The 22,745-nt window shown below is 65.9% G+C and carries 16 protein-coding genes; 11 read left to right on the forward strand and 5 right to left on the reverse strand.

Going from position 1 to position 22,745, the window contains the following annotated elements; all coding sequences use genetic code 11:
- Positions 1 to 9 precede the first annotated feature (9 nt).
- Complete coding sequence (locus HS968_RS25570; RefSeq protein ID WP_182369330.1) at positions 10 to 660, reverse strand: GntR family transcriptional regulator; 651 nt, start codon at positions 658 to 660, stop codon at positions 10 to 12.
- A 234-nt stretch (positions 661 to 894) separates the two neighbouring features.
- Here HS968_RS25570 and HS968_RS25575 point away from each other — a divergent pair, with 234 nt between their 5' ends.
- The 3 genes from HS968_RS25575 (at position 895) to HS968_RS25585 (ending at position 4,524) form a co-directional block, all read left to right on the forward strand.
- Positions 895 to 2,286 carry an aspartate aminotransferase family protein gene (locus HS968_RS25575; protein WP_179623148.1) on the forward strand — a complete coding sequence of 464 codons (1,392 nt, stop codon included), beginning with the start codon at positions 895 to 897 and terminating at the stop codon, positions 2,284 to 2,286.
- 93 nt (positions 2,287 to 2,379) lie between these two features.
- A complete protein-coding gene (locus tag HS968_RS25580) occupies positions 2,380 to 3,747 on the forward strand; it encodes a glutamine synthetase family protein (RefSeq protein WP_182369332.1) in 1,368 nt (455 codons plus the stop codon).
- A 48-nt stretch (positions 3,748 to 3,795) separates the two neighbouring features.
- Entirely contained in the window at positions 3,796 to 4,524 is a 729-nt protein-coding gene (locus tag HS968_RS25585) for a substrate-binding periplasmic protein (RefSeq protein ID WP_182369334.1), read from the forward strand.
- A gap of 3 nt (positions 4,525 to 4,527) precedes the next feature.
- On the opposite strand, the gene HS968_RS25590 is transcribed toward HS968_RS25585, so the two are convergent.
- Positions 4,528 to 5,232 carry a tetratricopeptide repeat protein gene (locus HS968_RS25590; protein ID WP_182369336.1) on the reverse strand — a complete coding sequence of 235 codons (705 nt, stop codon included), beginning with the start codon at positions 5,230 to 5,232 and terminating at the stop codon, positions 4,528 to 4,530.
- 81 nt (positions 5,233 to 5,313) lie between these two features.
- Here HS968_RS25590 and HS968_RS25595 point away from each other — a divergent pair, with 81 nt between their 5' ends.
- A complete protein-coding gene (locus HS968_RS25595; protein ID WP_106738068.1) occupies positions 5,314 to 5,802 on the forward strand; it encodes an acyl-CoA thioesterase in 489 nt (162 codons plus the stop codon).
- A gap of 5 nt (positions 5,803 to 5,807) precedes the next feature.
- Here HS968_RS25595 and HS968_RS25600 read toward each other — a convergent pair whose 3' ends face one another.
- Positions 5,808 to 6,641, reverse strand: coding sequence for an AraC family transcriptional regulator (locus HS968_RS25600; RefSeq protein ID WP_238338884.1), 834 nt, complete (start codon positions 6,639 to 6,641; stop codon positions 5,808 to 5,810).
- Between the two features lie 311 nt (positions 6,642 to 6,952).
- Between HS968_RS25600 and HS968_RS25605 the strand changes: the two genes are divergently transcribed.
- The 3 genes from HS968_RS25605 to HS968_RS25615 all read left to right on the forward strand — a co-directional run bounded on the left by HS968_RS25605 (position 6,953) and on the right by HS968_RS25615 (position 15,954).
- Complete coding sequence (locus HS968_RS25605) at positions 6,953 to 12,673, forward strand: two-partner secretion domain-containing protein (RefSeq protein ID WP_182369340.1); 5,721 nt, start codon at positions 6,953 to 6,955, stop codon at positions 12,671 to 12,673.
- 17 nt (positions 12,674 to 12,690) lie between these two features.
- Positions 12,691 to 14,328, forward strand: a complete 1,638-nt coding sequence (locus HS968_RS25610) for a ShlB/FhaC/HecB family hemolysin secretion/activation protein (RefSeq protein WP_182371691.1) — start codon at positions 12,691 to 12,693, stop codon at positions 14,326 to 14,328.
- Between the two features lie 102 nt (positions 14,329 to 14,430).
- The gene (locus HS968_RS25615; protein ID WP_182369342.1) at positions 14,431 to 15,954 is read left to right on the forward strand and encodes a sensor domain-containing diguanylate cyclase; all 1,524 of its coding nucleotides are present in this window, start codon (positions 14,431 to 14,433) and stop codon (positions 15,952 to 15,954) included.
- Between the two features lie 21 nt (positions 15,955 to 15,975).
- Here HS968_RS25615 and HS968_RS25620 read toward each other — a convergent pair whose 3' ends face one another.
- Positions 15,976 to 16,509, reverse strand: a complete 534-nt coding sequence (locus HS968_RS25620) for a TFIIB-type zinc ribbon-containing protein (RefSeq protein WP_119694945.1) — start codon at positions 16,507 to 16,509, stop codon at positions 15,976 to 15,978.
- 126 nt (positions 16,510 to 16,635) lie between these two features.
- Here HS968_RS25620 and HS968_RS25625 point away from each other — a divergent pair, with 126 nt between their 5' ends.
- Positions 16,636 to 17,028, forward strand: a complete 393-nt coding sequence (locus tag HS968_RS25625; protein WP_106738063.1) for a DUF3301 domain-containing protein — start codon at positions 16,636 to 16,638, stop codon at positions 17,026 to 17,028.
- 14 nt (positions 17,029 to 17,042) lie between these two features.
- On the opposite strand, the gene HS968_RS25630 is transcribed toward HS968_RS25625, so the two are convergent.
- On the reverse strand, positions 17,043 to 17,921 hold the full coding sequence (locus tag HS968_RS25630) for an alpha/beta fold hydrolase (protein WP_182369344.1): 879 nt from the start codon (positions 17,919 to 17,921) through the stop codon (positions 17,043 to 17,045).
- A 204-nt stretch (positions 17,922 to 18,125) separates the two neighbouring features.
- Between HS968_RS25630 and HS968_RS25635 the strand changes: the two genes are divergently transcribed.
- The 3 genes from HS968_RS25635 (at position 18,126) to HS968_RS25645 (ending at position 22,724) form a co-directional block, all read left to right on the forward strand.
- Positions 18,126 to 19,889 carry an ATP-binding protein gene (locus tag HS968_RS25635; protein WP_182369346.1) on the forward strand — a complete coding sequence of 588 codons (1,764 nt, stop codon included), beginning with the start codon at positions 18,126 to 18,128 and terminating at the stop codon, positions 19,887 to 19,889.
- Positions 19,886 to 21,229 carry a sigma-54-dependent transcriptional regulator gene (locus HS968_RS25640; protein ID WP_182369348.1) on the forward strand — a complete coding sequence of 448 codons (1,344 nt, stop codon included), beginning with the start codon at positions 19,886 to 19,888 and terminating at the stop codon, positions 21,227 to 21,229. The genes HS968_RS25635 and HS968_RS25640 overlap by 4 nt, the downstream gene beginning before the upstream one ends.
- 190 nt (positions 21,230 to 21,419) lie before the next feature.
- A complete protein-coding gene (locus HS968_RS25645) occupies positions 21,420 to 22,724 on the forward strand; it encodes an MFS transporter (RefSeq protein ID WP_182369349.1) in 1,305 nt (434 codons plus the stop codon).
- Positions 22,725 to 22,745 lie beyond the last annotated feature (21 nt).

Raw genomic sequence — 22,745 nt, forward strand, 5'->3', positions numbered from 1 at the left:
AGCCACTTGCTATCTCGCCTGCTCCAGCTCCAGTAAGTTGAGCAAGAAGCGCGCGAAGTACACGAGATCCTGCTCCATGGCATGGCGAGCTGCCTTGGCATCGCCGGCCTCGATGGCAGCGAAGGCGTCCTCATGAAAGTCGTTGAGTCGCAGCGACAGGTCGGCGCCGGTGAACAGGCGGTTGAAGAACGGGCCGATCTGCAACCATAGCGACTCGATCGAACGTACCAGCACCGGGTTGCCACAGGCACCGTAGAGCCGCAGATGGAACTGGCTATTGGCGTCCAGGTAGGCCTGTACCTGGCGTTGCTCGATGGCCACGTCCATACGCCGCACGCAATCACGCAGCAGCTCCAGTTCATCGCTGCTCAGGCGTGGCGTGGCCAGTTCGACCGCCAGCCCTTCCAGCGCCAGACGAACCTGGAAAATGTTTTCGTAACGCTCACGGGTCATCGAGGGAACGCGAACCGAGCGCTGCTGCTCGCCCTCCAGCGCGCCTTCGGCCACCAGGCGCTGTAACGCGGCCCGCACCGGCATCGGGCTGGTGCCCCACTGCGCGGCCAGGTCACGAATCTTCAAGGCCTGCCCCGGCTGGAAACGACCGGCCAGCAGACCCTCACGAATACGTTGATACAGCTGTTCCTGCAGATTGTCGCTCATGGTTTAACGTCCCTGTGGCGGTGCAGGCAGTTGGGACAGGGTGAGCAGGCAGTCGCGCATGGCGTTCTCCAGTGGGTGTCGTGTGATGGTTATCGGTGATACTCATGCAAGCATATCGATATTCTGTGATCACAGAATATGGTCAATTCTAACTATTTTTGCGTATACCTGGATAACTTGTAATTTCTGTGATCACAAAATACCATGTGTGGAAATTCGAACGAGGTGTTCAAGATGACTGCCAGTGGTATCGCCCCAACCGCCGTGGAAACCTTCGCTGCCCGTGAGCGCGCCCGCTTCCTCGAACGCAACCCGAAGTCGGTGGCCCTGGCCGAGCGTGCCCGCCATTCCTTGTATGGCGGCGTGCCGATGCACTGGATGGCCGACTGGTCGACACCGGTGCCGCTGTTCGTCGAGCGTGCCAAGGGGGCGCGCTTCTTCGATGTCGACGGTCATGAATACGTCGACTTCTGCCTGGGTGACACCGGCACCATGTTCGGCCACTCGCCCGATCCGGTGGCGCGCGCCCTCGCCGAGCAGGCCAACAATGGCCTGACCACCATGCTCCCAGGTGAGGATGCTGTGGTCTGCGGCGAACTGCTGGCTCAGCGCTTCGGCCTGCCCTACTGGCAGGTGACCGCCACCGCCACCGACTCCAACCGCTATGTGCTGCGCTGGGCGCGCGCCATCACCCAGCGCAAGACCCTGCTGGTGTTCGACGGCTGCTACCACGGCACTGTCGACGACGTCATGGTGCGCGAGCGCGACGGCCAGACCGTGCACCGCTCGGGCCTGGTCGGCCAGGCCTATGACCTGACCGAGCACAGCCGCGCCATTCCTTTCAACGATATCGAGGCGCTGGAAGCGGCGCTGGCGCAAGGCGACGTATGCGCCCTGCTCTGCGAGCCGGCGATGACCAACATCGGCATGGTATTGCCCGATCCGGGCTTCATGCAGAAGTGCCGCGAGCTCACGCGCAAGTACGGCAGCCTGCTGATCATCGACGAAACCCACACCATCTCCACCGATATCGGCGGCTGTACACGGCTGTGGGGGCTCGACCCGGACTTCTTCGTGGTCGGCAAGCCAATCGCCGGCGGCGTGCCGTGCGGCATCTTCGGTTGCAGCGCAGCGATGGCCGACGCCATGACCCAGGCCCGCCAACGCGCCAGCGAAGGCAGCCATGGTCACGGCCACAGCGGCATGGGTACCACCCTGTCGGCCAATGCCCTGGCCATGCACTGCATGCGCGCCAACCTGGAACAGGTGATGACCCAGGCCGCCTACGACCACATGCTGCCGCTGGCCGCACGCCTGGCCGAGGGCTTCCGCCACCTGATCGACAAGCACGGCCTGAAGTGGTCGGTGACCGAGCTGGGCGCGCGTTGCGAATTCCAGTTCTGCGCCACGCCGCCGCGCACCGGCGCCGAGGCCGAGGCCGCCTTCCATGACGAGCTGCAGATGGCCCTGCACCTGTACCTGATCAACCGCGGCATCCTGATCACCCCGTTCCACAACATGACCCTGTGCTGCCCCAGCACCACGGCCGCGGATGTGGACAAGCTGATCGCCATGCTCGATACGGCCCTCACCGAGCTGCTGGCCATCCCTGGCGCCCGTGAGTAGTCCGCAACAACTGTAGGGTGCCGCGGAGCCGACCAGGCCGCGCGCACCGTTACCTTTCTGGTGCGCACGGCGCACCCTAAGTGAGAGATCACCATGCAATTCGCCAACCCCCAGGAAGCCCGCGATTTCCTCGAACGCCACCCCGAGGTGCGCAGCATCGAGCTGATGCTGATCGACGCCAACGGCATTCCACGCGGCAAGCTGCTGCACCGCGACGAACTGCTGGCGATCTACGAGAACGGCCGACCGCTGCCCAGCTCCATCCTGTCGCTGACCATCCAGGGCGAGGACGTCGAGGAAAGTGGCCTGGTCTGGGAAGTGGCCGATGCCGACTGCTGGACCTACCCCCTCCCCGGTAGCCTGACCCTGCAACCCTGGCGCGCGGTGCCCACCGGCCAGTTGCAGGTGAGCATGCACCCGACCCAGGGTCTGCCGGCCACGCCGGGTGACCCCCGCCACGTGCTGGTGCGTGCCATCGAGGCGCTGAAGGCCGACGGCTATCACCCGGTGATGGCGGTGGAGCTGGAGTTCTACCTGCTGGACAAGCAACGCGACGCCAATGGCCGCCCACAGCCCGCCGTGCAGATGAACGGCGTGCGCCCGCAGGCGCCGCAGGTCTATGGCGTGTACGAGCTGGAGCAGGTGCAACCGTTCCTCGACGATCTCTACGCTGCTTGCGAGGCGCAGGGCCTGCCGGTACGCACGGCGATTTCCGAATACGCACCCGGCCAGCTCGAACTGACCCTGGAGCACCGCTTCAATGCCCTGCAGGCAGTGGACGAAGGCGTGCGCTACAAGCGCCTGGTCAAGGGCGTGGCCAACAAGCACGGGCTACAGGCCTGCTTCATGGCCAAGCCGTTCGGCGATCAAGCCGGCAGCGGCCTGCACATGCACGTGTCGCTGGCCGACGCCGAGGGCAACAACCTGATGGCCTCGGAAGACCCGTATGGCACGCCACTGCTGCGCCACGCCATCGGCGGCATGATGGCCACGCTGGGCGATGCCATGGCGATCTTCTGCCCCAACGCCAACTCCTTCCGCCGCTTCCAGGCCAACAGCTACGCGCCGCTGGCCAAGAGCTGGGGGGTGAACAACCGCACCGTGTCGTTCCGCGTACCGGGCGGGCCGGCCAACAGCCGTCACGTCGAGCACCGTATCTGCGGCGCCGATGCCAATCCCTATCTGGCCGCAGCGGCGATCCTCGCCGGTATCCACAAAGGTATCCGCGAGCAGATCGATCCAGGCGAGGCCATCGTCGGCAATGGCTACGAGCAGGCCCGCGAAACCTTGCCTACCGACTGGCTCACTGCCCTGCGCAATCTGGAAGGTTCGAGCTGGGCGCGCGAGGCATTGGGTGAGGAGTTCCTCAAGGTGTTCCTGGCGATCAAATGGGCCGAGTACCGTCAGTTCATGGGCGAGGTGGGCGAACAGGACTGGCGCTGGTATCTCAGTCACGCCTGATCGCCCTCTGGGCTAATCTGTAGCCAGCGAGGAGGCGGAGAACGACGCATGAAACGCTGGCTACTGCTGGCCCTGCTGATGGCAGCCGCTCTGGCGCAAGGCGAAACCTTGCGCGTCGGCATCGAGCAGCACGATTACTATCCCTATTACCGCATCACCCCCGACAGCCCGCCCGAAGGCTATTGCCTGGACTTGCTGGAAGCCTTCGCCAAGCACGAGGGGCTGACGCTGGAGCTGCTGCCGCAGCCGCTCAACCGGCTGTATCGCAACATGCTCGACGAGCAGAGCCTCGACCTGCTGTTCCCCGACAATCCCACCTGGGCGCGCCAGGCCAAGATCGATCACCCGCTGTACTACAGCGAGGCGGCGATTCAGATCGTCGACGGCACCCTGGTGCTGGCCAGCCGTCGCGGCCAGGGCCTGAACAACATTCACCACCTGGGCACGGTGCGAGGTTTCACCGCCCAGGCCTGGCAACCCCTGCTCGACAAGGGCGACGTAAGCCTGGTGGAAACCCAGGATATCCACAGCCTGATCCGCATGGTCGCGCGCGGGCGTATCGATGCGCTCTACGCCAATCCGCAGGTGGTGCGCTACCAGCTCGGCCAACTGGGCATGGCCGGCGACTACCTGCAGCTGGATCAGCAACTGCCGCTGATCTACACCAGCTTCCACCTCAGCAGCGCCCGACGCCCTGATCTGATCGAACGCTTCGATGCCTTCCTGCTGGAGGAGCAGGACAGCGTGCAGCAGCTCAAGTCCCACTACGGGCTGTGACGCTCAGGGGCGTACCTTGATGTAGTTTCCCCCCACGCTGATGCCCATGCCGCCATAGTCCTGGCAGCCGTCGGCGAACACCTCCAGCACCTGCATATGGATGCCCTCGCGCAGCAGTTGCACCGCACAATCGCTGCCGCCGGCGTCCTCCAGGCGCATCTGCACGGTATCACCCACCAACTTACCCTCCAGCCCACCGATCGCGGCCGGGCCATATTCCTCGACCCGGGCACCGGCGCGCAGAGGGGCGAAATTGGCGAGATAACCGCCACTGCCATCTTCGCTGATCTGCAATTCGCTCCACACGGCCTGACCGCCGTAGCGCAGGTAGCGACCCACCGGGCTGGCGCTCAACGCCGAATAATCCAGCGCCTGCGAGACCTTGGCCAGGTTGTGGCGAGTCGCCGAGCCGGACAGGTTGCTGTCCAGCGCCAGTTGCAGCCAGGCCCGCGCCATTCCGGCATCGCCCGCGCGCAGGTTGGCCAGCATCAGGTTGTTCACGGCCAGTTCGAGCCCGACGGCATCGTCGCGCTCGACACGGCGCAACTGCCGCTCGAAGGCCTCGATGGCCTGGTCGAAACGGCCCGCCTGATAAGCCGCCGTACCGACCTGGTTACATTGCGCCGCGCTGGCGCATTGCTCCTCGGCCAGCACCGGCAGGGCAAGCAGGCTCAATAGCAAAAGCGGAATGTGGCGCATAGGCATCATCTGGCATCCTAGGAAAGCAAAAGCCCATCTTAGCCGGGCTGCAGCCAGCGCTGCAGCGCACAGCCCCCATTCGGAGTCACCATGGAAGCCGGAACTGCGCAACTGACGATGACCGTACTGATGACACCGGATATGGCCAATTTCTCCGGCAATGTCCACGGCGGCACCCTGCTCAAGTACCTCGACGAAGTCGCCTACGCCTGCGCCAGCCGCTATGCCGGTTGCTACGTGGTGACCCTGTCGGTGGATCAGGTGATGTTCCGCGAGCCGGTACACGTCGGCGAGCTGGTCACCTTCCTCGCCTCGGTCAACCACACTGGGCGCACCTCGATGGAGATCGGCATCAAGGTGATCACCGAGAACATCCGCGAGCGCTCGGTGCGCCACACCAACAGCTGCTTCTTCACCATGGTCGCGGTCGATGCCAATGGCCGTCCGGCGCCGATTCCGGAATTGCAGCCGGATACTCCCGACGGCCTGCGCCGCCAGCGCCAGGCCAAACAGCGCCGGCAGATCCGCGAAGAGCTGCAGCAGCGCTACCAGGCGCTGAGCGAAGAGAAGAACGCCTGACGGCGTCAGGCCAGCGGCAACGCCACGGTGACCGATTGCTGGCCGCCGCTCTGTGTCCAGGGCGGTGTGTGGAACAGCTCGAACCCGCCGTTGTTGACCGCCTTCAGCTTCTCGCCTGACGCGGGCAACCAGGCGATCGCGACGCTGCTCAGGGTATTGACGATGCCTGGCAGGTAGGCACCATCGAAACGCAGCGTCGCGTAACGACCCGCCGGCAGACTGTGCCGGGTCAGCGCCGTGGCCGTGGCGTCGAAGCCCGGGTCGATCACCGCGCAGTCGTACCGTATCTGCTCAGCCGGCGTCACCAGGGAACCATCCAGGGAGACGCCCAGCGCCTGCGCCTTCTCGAGAGGGAAACCGATCCGGCGCAGGTAATCTCCGAAGATATGCCAGTGTTCCTCACGATCACCATAGGAGCCGTGAAAGCGCATGGCGAGCAGGGGCAGCGGCTTGAAGAGCTGCACCCGAACCTGCGCAGCCTGCTCGCACTGCAGTGAGGTCGGCAGGGGGCGGTTGCGCTGCGCGAACTGACGGTACTGGCTGGGCACCCTGCCGAAACGACGCTGGAAGGCCCGGATGAACGCTTCGTGGCTGGCGTACCCGGCATCCAGGGCGACCTGCATTACCGACTCCGCGCCCATCAGCAGCCCCATCGCGGCACGATCCAGCCGGGTGCGACGCAGGTAGGCACTGGGCGACTCGCCCATCACCTCCTGGAAATAGCGCTGGAAATGAAACGGGCTAAGGCCGACATGCTCGGCCACGGCATCCAGGCCAAGAGGCGCTGCCGGAACACCGTCGAGCAGGCGTACCGCACGGGCAATGCGGGGATCATCCAAATACCGCGGCGGCGGCCGGCGCGGGGCCGGCGTCAGCGGAGCGGCAGGAGGTGGCTGGACAATCTGTGCCAGTTCCCAATCGATGGCCGACCGAACAGAGGGTGTCAAATCGCCATCAGGAAAATCCCCGTCCATTTTTTCTTCCTATAAGCTAGGCGCGGCGCAAGTTCTATCAAGCGCCCATTTTGCCATCAGTTTAGATTCTGCGAGTTTCCCCGCTCCTGATGGCTACATCACGCGCTTACCTTACCCAGTCGCGGCAAGCGGGAACGCTTCTTTAAATAACAATCGCCAATAACAGGAAGGCTGTCATGAACCGTGCCTACGCCCTCGTCTGGAATCCGAACAACGGCGCCTGGAGCGTCGCCAACGAACATGCCCGCAGGCGCGGCAAGGGTTCGAGTGCAGTGCTGGTGGCAAGCCTGCTGCTGGCGGGTTCGACCATGGCCGCCGACCTGCCCACGGGCGGCCAGGTGGTGTCCGGCAGCGGTAACATCAGCCAGCCCAATGCCCAGCAAATGGTCATCGATCAGGCCAGCAACAAGTTGGCCATCGACTGGCAGAGCTTCGACATTGGCGCCGGCAACAAGGTGACCTTCAATCAGCCAGGCCGCGACTCCATTGCCCTCAACCGGGTAGTGGGCAGCGATGGCTCGAAGATCATGGGCCAACTCGATGCCAACGGTCGCGTCTTCCTGGTCAACCCAAATGGCGTGCTGTTCGGCAACGGAGCCAGTGTCAATGTCGGCGGACTGGTGGCGTCGACCCTTGATCTGTCGGTCGAGGACTTCGACAAGGGCCAGTACCACTTCAAGGGTGATGGTAGCCCGGCTGCGGTGGTCAACCAGGGCAGTATCCGCGCCGATGGCGGCGCCGTGGCGCTGCTCGGCGGTACTGTCAGCAACCAGGGCGTGATCGTCGCCAACCGCGGTTCGGCCACACTGGCGGCCGGTAATGCGATGACCCTGGACTTCGCCGGCGATGGCCTGCTCAACGTGCAGGTGGACGAAGCGGCAGTGGATGCCCTGGTGGAGAACCACCAGTTGATCAAGGCCGATGGCGGCCAAGTGGTGCTGACCGCTAATGCTGGCGATGCCCTGCTCAAGACGGTGGTCAACAACACTGGCGTGATCGAAGCCCGCACCCTGGGCGAGAAGGATGGCAAGATCCTGCTGCTCGGCGATTTCGACGGCGGCGTGGTGAACGTCGCCGGCACCCTCGATGCCAGCGCTCCGGACGGTGGAAATGGCGGTTTCATCGACACCAGCGGCGCCCACGTGAAAATCGCCGACGACGTCAAGGTCACCACCCTGGCGCCCAAGGGCAAAACCGGCGAGTGGTTGATCGATCCTTACAACGTCACCATTTCCAACGCCCCCAGCTCCGGTATGGGCGGCTTCAATGGCAACGCCAACGACAGCGTGCTCAATGTCAACACCCTCACCAATGCCCTGGCCAGCACCGGGGTGACGGTGACCACCGGTGTCGGCGGCAGCCAGGCCGGCAACATCACCGTGGATGCAGCCATCAGCTGGAGCGCCAACACCGTGCTGGCGCTCAACGCCGCCGGCAGCATCATCATCAACAAGGACATCACCGCCACCGGCAACAACGCGGGGCTGTCCATGTCCTACAGCGGCAGCTACAGCCTGAACAAGGGCGCCCGCGTGACCCTGTCCGGCAGCAATGCCAGCCTCAGCCTGGCGGGCACCGGCTACACCCTGATCCATGACATCGGCGCGTTGCAGAACATCACCAGCACGGGCTTCTACGCCCTGGGCAACGACATCGACGCCAGCGCCACCGCGGGCTGGAACGGTGGCGCCGGCTTCAACCCGCTGGATGGGGCGAGCACCAACTTCGCCGGCCTTGGCCACAGCATCGACAAGCTGACCATCAACCGCGGGTCGGAGAGCGACGTCGGGCTGTTCCGCACTGTGAGCGGCAACGTCCGTGACCTGACCCTGTCGAATGCCCGCATCACCGGCCAGATGAACGTCGGCGGTATCGCCGCCACCCTCGGCGGCACCCTCAGCAACGTCCACATGACCGGCAGCGTGTCCGGCTCCGGGGCCTTCGTCGGCGGCCTGGCCGGCACGGTCAACAACGGCATCATCCGCTACTCGTCCTCTGCCGCCGACGTGACCGGCCTGACCGTGGTGGGCGGGCTGGCGGGCAGCGTGCAGAGCATTGCCATGGCCGACTCCTATGCCACCGGCTCGGTCACCGCCACGGTCAGCAACACCAGTGCGTTTGCGGGCGGGCTGCTGGGCGAGGTGATCTCCAGCGCGACGCTGACCAACACCTACGCCAGCGGCAAGGTCACCGGCTACACCACCACGGGCGGCCTGATCGGTGGCGGCTACCTGCCCACCATCACCGTCAACACCAGCTACTGGGACATCAACAGCACCGGCCAGTCCAGCTCCCTGGGTGGCGGTACCGGCCTGACCAGCGCCGTGCGCAACCAGTCGGCCTACACCGGCTTCGACTTCACCAACATGTGGGTGATGTTCGAAGGCGATACCCGGCCGATGCTACGCAACGAATACTCCACGACCATCTTCACCCCCCACGCCCTGCAACTGATGGGGCTGGATTTGTCAGCCAACTACCGCCTGGGCACCGACCTGAGCCTGGCCAGCGCCATGGCTGCCAGCGGCGGCTACTACGGCGAGGTGTGGGGCGCCTCGGGCCTGCGCCCGATCGGCAACAACGCCCAGCAGTTCACCGGCAGCTTCGACGGGCAGGACCACAGCATCACCGGCCTGGCCATCAACCGCGCGGCCACCGACTATGTCGGCCTGTTCGGCTACACCTCCGGTGCGACCCTGGCCAACGTCAAGCTGGTGGGCGGCAACGCCACCGGCAGAGACAACGTCGGTGCCCTGGTGGGTTACATGCAGGGCGGCACCCTCGGCAACGCATCGGCCAGCACCACGGTCAGCGGCACCAGCACCAGCGAAGCCAACACCGGCGGGCTGGTGGGCACCAACGACAGCGGCGCCATCGCCGATGCCTCCGCCACCGGCGACGTCACCGGGGCCGGCTACCAGGTCGGTGGCCTGGTCGGCTTCAATGTCAACGGCGGCAGCATCACCCGCTCCTATGCCACCGGTAATGTCACCGGCACCAACACGACCGCCAACCTCGGCTATGTCGGTGGCCTGGTGGGCGCCAACGGCTACAGCGGCGATGGCGGCTCCATCAGCCAGTCCTACGCCACCGGCACGGTGAGGGCGTCGTCGGGGCCGGTCGGCGGCTTCGTCGGGCACAACGAAGGCAGCATCACCGACTCCTACGCCACCGGCGCGGTGATCGGCCAGGGCTCTGCGAGCAACATCGGCGGCTTCGCCGGGGTCAATTTCATCAACGGCACCATCAGCAACAGCTACTCCACCGGCTACGTCGCCGGCGGCACCCAGCTGGGTGGCTTCGTCGGCTACAACAACGGCACCAACGGCGCCATCAGCAACGCCTACTGGAACACCCAGACCAGTGGCCAGTCGCAGGCCACGTCCGGTGGCCTGATGAACGGCATCACCGCGCGTACCACCGCGCAGCTCCAGGGTGGGCTGCCGTCCGGCTTCTCCTCGTCCATCTGGGGCACCGGCGCCAACCTCTACCCCTACTTCACCTGGCGCTACAGCACCACGCCCATCGCCATCAGCGGCAAGGCCTTCAGCAATGGCGGCAGCGCCGCCCTGGCGGGCGCGACGCTGACCGCCGTATCCGGCGGCGTGGCCATCGGCAGCGGCAGCAGCGGGGCGGACGGCTACTACTACATCCTCAGCGACGCCAGCGGCCTGGATGCCAACGGCGCCATCGCCTACCTGGATGGCAACGCCGACACCGGCGCCAGCTTCGGCGACGTGATCGGCACCAACGGCATCCAGGGGCTGGACGTCTACAGCTCCGCCGCGCGCCTGACCACGGGGCAGGGCAGCCTCTCGGCGACCCGCAGCCGCTACCTGGCCGCGCGCGGCAGTTATGCAGACAGCGACCTCGCCTTCCTTTCGTCCAGCGACTTCTCAGCCCTCACCAGCAGCGGCTATGGCCTCTACCTGGCCGCCAGCGCCGCCAACTACAGCCTGGACACCAACCTCGGTTCCGGCGGCCTGCTCAACCTCGACAGCGGCGGTACCTTCGGCATCAGCGGCACGCGCCAGCTGTCGGCAGGCGGCAACCTCAACGTGGCCGACCGCCTGACCTGGGGCGACAACGCCGGGCTGACCCTCAGCACCAGCAATGGCGGCAACGTCCTGCTGGGGGATGGCATCGACGCCGCCAACGGCAGCCTGACCCTCTCTGCTGCCGGCACCGCAACCAGCAACGGTGGCGTCAACCTCGGCGTGCTGAATCTCACCGGCGGCACCTGGAGCCAGGTGGCGGCCAGCCTGCCCAGCTTCAGCGTCACCGACTTCCGCCTCAGCCCCGGTGCCACCTTCGTGCGCGCCCTGGGCGGTGACGGCAGCGTCGCCACGCCGTACCGCATCACCGATGTCTATGGCCTGCAGGGCCTGGCCTCCACCAGCCTGGCAGGCAGCCGCTTCGTTCTGGCAAACGATATCGACGCCTCCAGCAGCACGCTTTGGAACAACGGCAGCGGCTTCCTCTCTATCGGCAGCCTGGCCAACCCCTTCACTGGCCGGTTCGATGGGCAAGGGCATCGCATCAGCGGCCTGGCCATCAACCGCCCCGGCAGCACCTACAGCGGCCTGTTCGGCTACAACACCGGTTACATCGGCAACCTCAGCTTGCTGGGCGGCAGCGTGGCTGGCGGTACCTACGCCGGAGCCCTGGTGGGCTACAACGCTTCGGCGGGTGTGGTCGAGCGGGTCAGCAGCGATCTCGATGTCAGTGGCACGGGCAATGTCGGCGCCCTGGTCGGCACCAACGCCGGCACGCTCAGCGAGTCCCTGGCCACAGGCGGCGCCAGCGGCGGCCTCAATGGCGGCGGCCTGGCCGGCAGCAACGCCAGCACCGGCACCATCCGCGACAGCTACGCCACTGGCAGCGCCCAGGGCAGCGCCACGGCGGGTGGCCTGGTCGGGTTCAACGACGGCAGCCTGCTGCGTGTCTATTCCACGGGCACGGCCAACTCCAGCGTCGGCGCGGTCGGCGGCCTGGTGGGTAGCAATGCCGGCACCGTCACCGGCAGCTTCTGGAACACCTCCACCAGCGGCCTGGCACAGGGCGTCGGGGCAGGCAATACCACGGGCGTGTCGGGGCTGACCAGCGCCCAGCTCACCAGCCTGGCGCCCTTCGTGGCGGCTGGCTGGGACATCGACGACGCTGGCGGCACAGGCGCCACCTGGCGACTGTATGAGGGCCACAGCGCGCCGCTGTTGCGCGCCTTCATGACGGCCCTCAGCGTCAGCGCCGGCAATGTCAGCAAGACTTACGACGGCAACGCCACCAGCAGCACCGGCGCCCTGGTGTTCCCCATCGGCTACGATTCGACGCTGGTTTCCGGCAGCGCCGTGTACACCGCCAGCAGCGCCAATGCGGGCACTTACAGCGCAGCCGACCTACAACTTGGTGGCCTGTATTCCAGCCAGTTCGGCTACGACATCGAAATGCTCGCCGGCACCCTGACCATCGACAAGGCCAGCCTGACCATCACGGCCGACAACGCCAGCAAGACCGCCGGCCAGGCGGCGAATCTCAACGGCTTCAGCACTTCGGGCCTGGTGGCAGGCGACCAGGTCAACAGCGTCAACCTCACTAGCAGCGGTACCACGGCGAATGCCAGCGCCGGTGCCTACGCTATCGTCGCCAGTGACGCCCTGGGCCTCGGCCTGGGCAACTACGACATCACCTACGTGGACGGTGTACTGACGGTAACCGGCAACCTTTCACCCAGCGTCGTCGATACGCGCCTTGCGACTGCTCGGCAGGCGGCCAGCCAGACCGATGACCAGCCGCTCCGCCCCCTGATGATGACGACCCCAAAATTGTTCGATGCGGCGACTTACAGCCCTCAACTGAACCTCGTCGACAATGGCATCCGCCTCCCAGAAGGAATCTGAAGTTGCGTTCGACCTCCATGCTGGCGGGCCTCGCCGCCTCGCTGTTCACGCTCTCCACCCTGGCTGCCACCGCACCGGACGCCGGCCAGGCACAACAGGGTATCGACCAGGCGCCACTGCAGTTGCCCGACCGGCAACGCCTCGAGATCAATCTGCCCGATGCACCGGACGACCCCGCCGCCGAAGCCGGTCCGCGCCTGCAGGTGAATGGCTTCGTCCTCGACGGCAACCAGGCAATGTCCAGTGCGGAGCTGCTCGCACAACTCGACGACCTCACCGGGCGCGAGCTCACGGTCGGCCAGCTGCAAGGCGCCGCCAACCGCATCACGCGCCTCTATCGCGAGCGTGGCTACCCGCTGGCCCGCGCCTACCTACCGGCCCAGGAAATCGAGGGCGGGAGGGTGAAGATCGCCGTGCTCGAAGGTCGCTTCGGCCAGGTGCAGCTCAATGATCAGGCCGGCCTGCGCGGTAGCGCCCTCGCTCCGCTGGCCACCCTGCAGGCGGGTGACGCGGTGCAGGGCAAGCCGCTGGAACGCAGCCTGCTGCTGCTCCAGGACACGCCTGGCATCGAGGTGAAATCGACCCTGCGCCCCGGCACCAGCACCGGCACCGCCGACCTGCTGGTGGATGTGCAAAGCGCCCCACTGATCTCCGGCTCGGTGGACGCCGACAACTACGGCAACCGCTTCGTCGGCGAGTACCGCCTGGGCGGCACGCTCAACCTGAACAACCCACTGGGCTTCGGCGACCGCCTGACTCTGCGCGCCATGGGCTCCGAGGAAGACCAGCGTTATGGCCGCATCGCCTATCAGTTGCCGCTCGGCCCCTGGGCGACCCAGTTCGGCGTCGCCTATTCGGACATGGACTACCAGTTGGGCAAGGACTTCGAGGATCTCGACGCACATGGCAATGCGCGCATCACCAGCGTCTTCGCCCTCCAGCCGCTGGTGCGCTCGCGGGATTTCAGCCTCTACGGTCAGCTGCAGTTCGACGACAAGCGGCTCAAGGATGACATCGACCTGTTCGACCAGAAGAGCGACAAGCGTGCTCGCGTGACCATTGTGTCGCTCACTGGCAACAGCCGCGACATGCTGCTCGGCGGTGGCGTCAACAGCTTCGCCCTGGCCTGGAGCCAGGGCAGCCTGAATATCGACGGCGCGGCGGCCCAGCGCGCCGATGACTTCACGTCCGGTACCGCAGGCCAGTTCCACAAGCTCAACCCCAGCCTGGTTCGCCTGCAGCGTCTGAGCGAGCGTTTCAGCCTCTACACCCAGCTTCAGGGCCAGTGGGCCGACGGCAATCTGGACAGCTCCGAGAAGCTCTACCTCGGCGGTGCCTATGGCGTACGCGCCTACCCGCAAGGCGAAGCCTCGGGCGACCAGGGCTGGCTGGCCAACGTCGAACTACGCTATGCCCTGAACGAAGCCTGGCAGCTGTCCACCTTCGTCGACCATGGCCAGGTTCGCCTTAACAAGGACACCTGGGCCGATGAGAATAACCATCGTAGCCTCTCCGGCACGGGTATCGGCGCTCGCTGGGCCGCCAATGGCTGGCAGATCAGCGCCGTCGCCGCCTGGCGCCTCGGCAATGCCGATGCCGAAAGCGACGTATCGCGTACCCCGCGCGTCTGGGCACAGGTGGTTCGGGCCTTCTAACCTTCGCCGGAAGCGACCGACGAGCGGGAAAAAGCTGACCGACGCGACGACATCGCAGGACACTGGCAGAATGCCGCAATCGTCCTGCCGGTCGGCCTGATCATGGAAACGCTCTACTTCTCCCCACTGTTGCTGGGCATCAACCTGATGCTCGGCTGTGCTATTGCCAGCACCGCCCTGTGGTACTTCGCTCGCCCCTATTGCGGCCCTGGCGTGTGGATGAGCGGCGCCTGGACGCTCAACCTCGGCATCTGGCTGTTCATCGGCTACATGGCCAGCGCCAGCCCATGGTTGAACATCGCAGGCAACAGCCTGCAACTGGCCGGCGAAGCCTTGCTGATGGTCGGCGTGTTCCGTTTCCTGGGGCTGCCGCCGCCGTGGTGGACGGTACCAGCCAGTGCCGGTGCGATGAGCCTGGTGATGAGCTGGCACTGGTTCGTGGCGCCGATCAACACTGAATTCGTCGTCACCTTCTATGCGCTGATCGGCGGTCTGCTACCGATCCAGGCCTGCCGCGCCCTGTGGGTCGCCCGCGAGGAACCGGAGCTGAGTGGCGTACGCCGTTTCGTCGCCCTGGCCTTCGCCGGTTTCGCCCTGATTACCCTGCTGCGCGCCCTGCTCGGCCTGATCGATGGCCTGCAGGGCATCGAACACGTCGACGTGACCCGTTCGGTGCCCTACCTGCTGCCCTACAACTTCGGCATCCCGCTGTGGGTGATCGGCCTGGTCGGTCTGGCGCTGATGACCATGCGCCGCATCCTCGCCGACAGCCGCCGCCACGCCGAGCAGGCAGAGGACAGCGCCGAGCGTTTCGAACGGCTGATGCGTATCACCCAGGCCGGCGTGGTGGTGCTGGAGCGCGGCCGCATCGTCGACGCCAATCCGATGCTGGAGACGCTGTTCGCCCGCTCTCGCGAGCATCTGCTGGGCGCGGAGTTGCACAGCCTGTTCGCCCCCGCCGAGCAGATACGCGTCGAAGAGCTGCTGGGCCGTGCCGACGGCCAGCCGCATGACCTTGAAGCCCTGCGCGACGCCGTGCCCTTCGCAGCCGAAATCAGCATCGCCCAGTTGCGCGAGGATGGCCGACAGGTCGCCGAGATCCGTGATGTCAGCCGGCGCAAGGCACTCGAACAACAGCTGCTGCACCTGGCCACCACCGACCCACTGACCGAGGCATTGAATCGCCGCGCGTTCGAAGAGCGTGCAAGCCAGGCGCTGCAGCGCAGCCAACGGCAGAACCTGCCGCTGTGCTTGGCGATGCTCGATCTGGATCACTTCAAACAGGTCAACGACCGCCACGGCCACATCACTGGTGACGCGGTGCTGCGCGAATTCAGCCTGCTTTGCCGGCAGCGGGCGCGCGCGACCGACCTGTTCGCCCGCGTCGGCGGCGAGGAATTCATCCTGCTCCTACCGGATAGCGATCTGGAGGCCGCCGCCCAAGGTCTGGAGCGCCTGCGCACGAACCTGGCCGAGCGCAATCTGCAGGGCCTGCGCATCAGTGTCAGCATCGGCCTGGCCGAGTGGCGCCCTGGTGAAACCCTGGAGCAGTTGCAGCAACGCGCCGACACGGCGCTTTACGCCGCCAAGGTCGCGGGCCGTGATCGTCTGATGCGGGCGACCTGAGCCGACGCGGGTGAAACGCCCTCAGTCGTGGCCGATGTAGAACAGCAGCTCACGCCGCTGCGGATGATCCTTGAGCCAGACGCGGATTTCGTCGGCACGGGCGATGGCCTCTTCGCCGGCGATACGGCTGAAGCGCTCGCGCCGCGCCTCTTCGCTGGCCTGCTGACGCACCTGACGTTGCCAGGCCTCGGTAAAGATCGCCGGCATCTTGTGGCTCAGCTCCAGCGCCTTGAGCAGTTGCCATTCACCGCTGTCCAGCCAGGCTTCGTCGCAGCTGCCGCAGAGATCCAGGCGGTTGGCGCGAGTGCCGCTGATCTGGAACTTGCCCATCAACTTGGCGCATTTGGGGCAGCTCAGGGCGTGGGTGGTTTCACCCACTTCGGCTTGCGCAGCCAGCTCCGTTGGCGTCTCCTGCGCCGGCTGACGCTCGGCCCAGTCGCGGTAATGCAGCAGGCTGACCAGGGTGCCCGAGCACTGCAGGCAGCCATGGCCAAGCAGGCCATCTTCGAGTTTGGCCGGTTGCAGGCGAGCGGTACGGCAGGCGGGGCAATGCATGACGCTGACATCCTTTTCAGAGTTGAGTGGGCGAACGCTAGTGCACAGCCGACGCACGGGCAAGTGGCTATGCTGAGAAGCGCGTGGCAGATAGGCTAAGCTCTGCCTCCCGGAGCCGGAGTCACCATGATCAACCTGTTCGATGTCTTCCTGCTGATGCTCTTCGCCGCCGCCTGCGCCTGGCTGTGGCGCGGCCATGGCATTCGCGAACGTGCGCTGGCATTCGCCAAACAGCACTGCGCCAAGTTCGATGTCGAGCTGCTCGACGGCGCCGTGGCCTTGCGGCGCCTGGCCATCCTGCGCGACGGCAAGGGCTATCGACGCCTGGCGCGGCTCTACGATTTTGAATTCACCGTCACGGGCGAACAGCGCCTGCGCGGCCATCTGAGCATGTTCGGCCCGCACCTGGGGCATATCGAGCTGGAACCGCACCCGGTGCTGGAGCCGCAGCCCGAACCGGTTTCGGTGCAGAGTTCAGGTAACGTCATCCGCCTGGAAGACTGGCGGCGCAAGGCCTGACCCGCCCTACTCGCTCAGCCGCGCTGCAGCAGAAAATCGCTCACTCGCGCGGCGCTATCGGCGGGCTGCTCCTGCATGAAGCAGTGTCCACCCGGCACCACCTGCCCACGCACATGCGCATTGCTCGCGCACCAGCGCGCCACGGACTTGGCGACGAAGGGGTAAGTGCGCGCACCATGGATCACCTCGGTCGGCGTCGTCACCCTGGCCAACGACGGCCACAGGCGACGCGGGAAGGAGCCGAATATCTCGGCCTCGCGGCTCGGCCGGCACTTGAGTTCGACGCCGCCCTCCACATCCTTCAGCGCATGCTCGATATAGGCGTCGAAAGCTGCCTCGTCCCAGCCGCGGAACATGCCACGGCCATGCAACGCGGCATGTGCGCTGGCCCGATCCGACCATTGCCGACGGCGCTTCTGTGCCTTCTTCGCCATGCCGGTGCGCTGCGCCAGGCCAACCACGTCGGACAGCGCCATCACACCAATCATCGCCGGGCTGAACAGCACCGGGTCGAGCAGCACCGCGCGCTGGAACAGTTCGGGATGACGCGCCAGGATCAGGCTGGTGAGCACCCCGCCGAAGCTGTGGCCGAGGGCAAAACGTGGCACCTCGCCGAACTGTCCACGCTGGGTGTCAAAGGCCTCCACCGCCAGCTCGGCGCTGCGGTTCCAGCCATGGAAGCGGCCGCCATGATCGCTGTCGCCATGGCCCTGCACGTCGCACAACCAGAGATCGAAGTCCTCGGCCAGCAGGGCCAGCATCGGTGTGTAAACGCGTCCGCAATAGCCATTACCGTGCAGGAAATGCAGCAGCGGCTTGCCCGACGGCGGCGTGTGCCAGCCGCGCAGGGTGAAACCAGCAGACGTGTCATAAGACCAGGGCAGCAGGTGCATGAAGGTTATCCACAGCAACAGGGGCGCGGCGAGTTTACCAGTTGGCCGAGACGAACCGCAGATGGGCAGCAGCGTCGGATCGGGTAAGCTGGTCACCCCAACGTCGCGAGCGCCCGTCGTCATGCTGACCCTCGGCAATATGTTCCTCACCCTACTGCCCACACCTGTGGCGGCGGCCTGACATCATTACGCGACCGCCGACCGATGCACACCCGCCTCCTGCGCCCCCTTGCACTGATCGCCCTGCTGCTCTGCGGCCTGGCGCTGTCGGTGTACCTGGCCGAACGACAGGCAGAACGCCTGCGCCTGCAAGAGGCGGGGCAGCAGGCACAGGAGCAGCTAGCCGCCTACGCCGGCACCCTGCAGACCCTGATCGACCGCTACCGCGCGCTGCCTGCCGTGCTGGCGCTCGACCCGGAACTCGAAGCCGCCTTGCAGCAGCCGCTGACGCCCGCCCTGCAACACCGCCTGAACCTCAAGCTGGAGGCCATCAACGCCTCTGCCCATTCCTCGACCTTGCAGCTGATGAACGCCGATGGCCTGGACATCGCTGCCAGCAACTGGCGGCTGCCAACCAGCTACGTCGGTCATGATTACAGCTTCCGTCCCTACTTCCTTGAGGCGCAGCGCCAGGACACCGGACGCTTCTACGCGGTCGGCGTGACCAGCGGTATTCCCGGCTACTTCCTGTCGCACGCGGTGCGCGATGGCAGCGGACGCTTTCTCGGTGCGGTGGTGGTGAAACTGGAATTCCCCGGCATCGAGCAGGCCTGGAGCCAGAGCCCGCACGTGCTGCTGGTCAGTGATCGCCACGGCATCACCTTCATCGCCAACCGCAGCGCCTGGCGTTATCGCGAGCTGCAACCGATCAGCGCCATGGTGCGCGAGACGCTGGCCAGCACTCGCCAATACGACAAGAAGCCGCTGACGCCTCTGCATTACCAGCAGCGCCCGACCCAGGCCGACAGTGGCCGCCTGGTACGCGTGGACAGCCCGGAACTGGCCGGCGACTACCTGTGGGAAACCCGTGAGCTGAGCAGCGAAGGCTGGACGCTGCACCTGCTGCGCGATACCCGCAGCATCGTCGACAATACCCACGCGGCCGGCTTGGCCGCCGGCGGCGCCTGGGTGGCGGTATTCCTGCTGGGCCTGGTGCTGCAACAGCGCTGGCGTATCGCCCGCCTGCGTCAGCGCACCCGCGAGGAGCTGCAAGCGCTGGTCGAGCAGCGTACCGCTGACCTGCGCACCGCCCAGGAAAGTCTGGTTCAGGCCGCCAAGCTGGCCGCGCTGGGCCAGATGTCGGCAGCACTGGCCCACGAGATCAACCAGCCGCTGACGGCCCTGCAGGTGCACCTGACCACCTTGCGCATGATCCTCGACGACGGCGAACTGGAAGAAGCACGCCAGTCCCTGCCCCGTCATGAAGAACTGCTGCAACGCATGGCGGCCCTAGCCGGACACCTGAAGACCTACGCCCGCAAGAGCCCCGGCGGGCTGCGCGAGACCCTGGAGCTGGGCGAGGTGCTGGACAAGGCCATGCAGTTGCTGGAACCGCGCCTGCGCGACGTGCCGGTGTCGATACACCGCGATCCGGCGCAGGGCGCCTGGGTCAGTGGCGACGCCATCCGCCTGGAGCAGGTGCTGGTGAACCTGCTGCGCAACGCGCTGGACGCCATGCAAGGCTGCACCTCGCCACAGCTGCGAATCGACCTGACCCTGCGCGACGGGCACTGGTCGCTGAGCATCGCCGATAACGGTACCGGCATCGAACCCGAGGCCCTGCCACAACTGTTCGACCCATTCTTCACCACCAAGCCAGTGGGCGATGGCCTGGGCCTCGGCCTGGCGGTGTCCTACGCCATCGTCCGTGAACTGGACGGCGACCTGCTGGCCGCCAACCGCGCCGAGGGTGGCGCCTGCTTCACCCTGCGCCTGCCTGCCACTGACGCCCCAGAGGAGCCCGCATGAAACCCAGCGTGATTTTCGTCGATGACGAGGCCCCCATCCGCGAGGCCGTGCGCCAATGGCTGGAGCGCTCCGGCTTCGCCGTGCAGTTGTGCGCGAACGCCAAGGAATGCCTGACGCTGCTGCCGGAAGACTTCCCCGGCGTGGTGATCAGCGATCTGCGTATGCCCGGCATGGATGGCATGGCCCTGCTGGAGGAGGTACTGGCGCGCGATCCCGAGCTGCCCTTCCTGCTGGTGACCGCCCACGGTGACGTGCCCCAGGCGGTGGAAGCGATGCGCCTGGGCGCCTATGACTTCATCGAGAAACCCTTCACCCCCGAGCGCCTGCTCGGCAGCCTGCGCCGGGCCCTGGAAAAGCGCCAGCTGACCCGCGAGAACCGCCAGCTGCGCCAGCAGGTCGAGCACAAGGACGAACTGGCCGGGCGCCTGCTCGGCTCTTCCGCCGCCATGACACAACTGCGCCGCCAGGTGCTGGAGCTGGCGCAGACACCGGCCAACGTGCTGATGCGTGGCGAGACCGGCAGCGGCAAGGAGCTGGTCGCCCGCTGCCTGCACGACTTCGGCCCACGCGCGCAAAATGCCTTCGTCGCGGTCAATTGCGCTGCCATCCCCGAGCACCTGTTCGAGAGCGAGCTGTTCGGCCACGAGAGCGGTGCCTTCACCGGTGCCCAGGGCAAGCGCATCGGCAAGATCGAGCACGCCAACGGCGGCACCCTGTTTCTCGACGAGATCGAGAGCATGCCCATGAGCCAGCAGGTCAAGCTGCTGCGCGTGCTGCAGGAGCGCCAGCTGGAGCGCCTCGGCTCCAACCAGGTGATCGACCTGGATCTGCGGGTGGTCGCCGCGACCAAACCGGATCTGCATGAACGGGTACGCGAGGGGACCTTTCGCCAGGATCTGCTGTATCGCCTGCATGTCGCCGAACTGCAACTGCCGGCGCTGCGCGAGCGCCGCGAGGACGTGCCAGCGCTGTTCGAGTACCACGCGCGGCAGATCGCCGAGCGCTTCGGCCGGCCGCTGCCGCCGATCCCGCCCACGCTGCTGGCTCACCTGCTGGCCCATGACTGGCCGGGCAACGTGCGTGAGCTGGTCAACGCCGCCGAACGCCATGTGCTGGCGCTACCCGGCGCCGGTGGCGACAGTGCCACGGCCGACAACTCGCTCAGCGCACGCATGGAGGCGTATGAGGCCCAGTGCCTGCGCGAAGCCCTGGCCAGCTGCCACGGCGATATGAAGCTGGTCACCGAACTGCTGCAACTGCCGCGCCGCACCCTCAACGAAAAGATGCAGCGCCACGGCCTGCAACGCACCGACTTCCTCGACGACAACGCGCCGACCTGAACCCGCGCCGTCTGGCAAGAATCCGCTAGGCCACGCCATCAGCTAGCAGAAATCTGCTAGATCCATTCCCCTGAATCTCACTGCAAGGCCCGTGGTACGGGCCTCTCGATCCATGGCACAGCTTCTGCAAAGGGGCCTGCCAGCGCATGTTCATGCGTACAAGAACAATGACGAGATCGAGGATCCCCTGATGGAAAGCACCAGCACGCTGCCTGCCTCCGCGCCTACGCGCACCACGTCCCAACGCATCAAATCGATTTTCAGCGGCTCGGTCGGCAACCTGGTCGAGTGGTACGACTGGTATGTCTACGCCGCCTTCTCGCTGTACTTCGCCAAGGCCTTCTTCCCGCAAGGCGACCTGACCGCCCAGCTTCTGAACACCGCCGCGATCTTCGCCGTGGGCTTCCTGATGCGCCCGATCGGCGGCTGGCTGATGGGCATCTACGCCGACCGCAAGGGGCGCAAGGCCGCCCTGTTGGCCTCGGTGCTGCTGATGTGCTTCGGCTCGCTGATCATCGCCCTGACCCCCAGCTACGAGACCATCGGCGTCGCCGCGCCCATCCTGCTGGTGATCGCCCGCCTGCTGCAGGGCCTGTCGGTCGGCGGCGAGTACGGCACCTCGGCCACTTACCTGTCAGAGATGGCGACCAAGGAGAACCGCGGTTTCTTCTCCAGCTTCCAGTACGTGACGCTGATCTCCGGTCAGCTCATCGCCCTGGCCGTGCTGATCGTCCTGCAGCAGACCCTGACCGTCGAACAGCTGGAAACCTGGGGCTGGCGCGTACCCTTCGTGATCGGTGCACTGTGCGCCGTCGTGGCCATGTACCTGCGCCGCGGCATGGAGGAGACCGACTCGTTCAAGAAGACCGAGGCGCCGAAGGAAAACATCATGCGCACCCTGCTGCGCCATCCCAAGGAGCTGCTCACCGTGGTCGGCCTGACCATGGGCGGTACCCTGGCCTTCTACACCTACACCACCTACATGCAGAAGTACCTGGTCAACACCGTGGGCATGAGCAAGAACGACTCGACCATGATCTCGGCGGCCACGCTGTTCCTGTTCATGCTGCTGCAGCCGCTGGTCGGCGCGCTGTCCGACAAGATCGGCCGGCGCCCGATCCTGATCGCCTTCGGCGTGCTGGGTACGCTGTTCACCTACCCGATCCTGACCACCCTGCACACCGTGCAGACCTGGTGGGGTGCGTTCTTCCTGATCATGGCGGCGCTGATCATCGTCAGCGGCTACACCTCGATCAACGCCGTGGTGAAAGCCGAGCTGTTCCCTACCGAGATCCGCGCTCTGGGCGTCGGCCTGCCGTACGCGCTGACCGTATCGATCTTCGGCGGTACCGCCGAGTACGTGGCGCTGTGGTTCAAGAGCGTCGGCCTGGAAAGCGGCTTCTATTGGTACGTGACCGGCTGCATCGCCTGCTCGCTGCTGGTGTACGTCACCATGAAGGACACCCGCACCCACTCGCGGATCACCACCGACTGAGCGCTGGCGGGCGCCACCCCG

It is taken from the genome of Pseudomonas berkeleyensis (genome assembly GCF_014109765.1).
GTDB lineage: Bacteria > Pseudomonadota > Gammaproteobacteria > Pseudomonadales > Pseudomonadaceae > Aquipseudomonas > Aquipseudomonas berkeleyensis.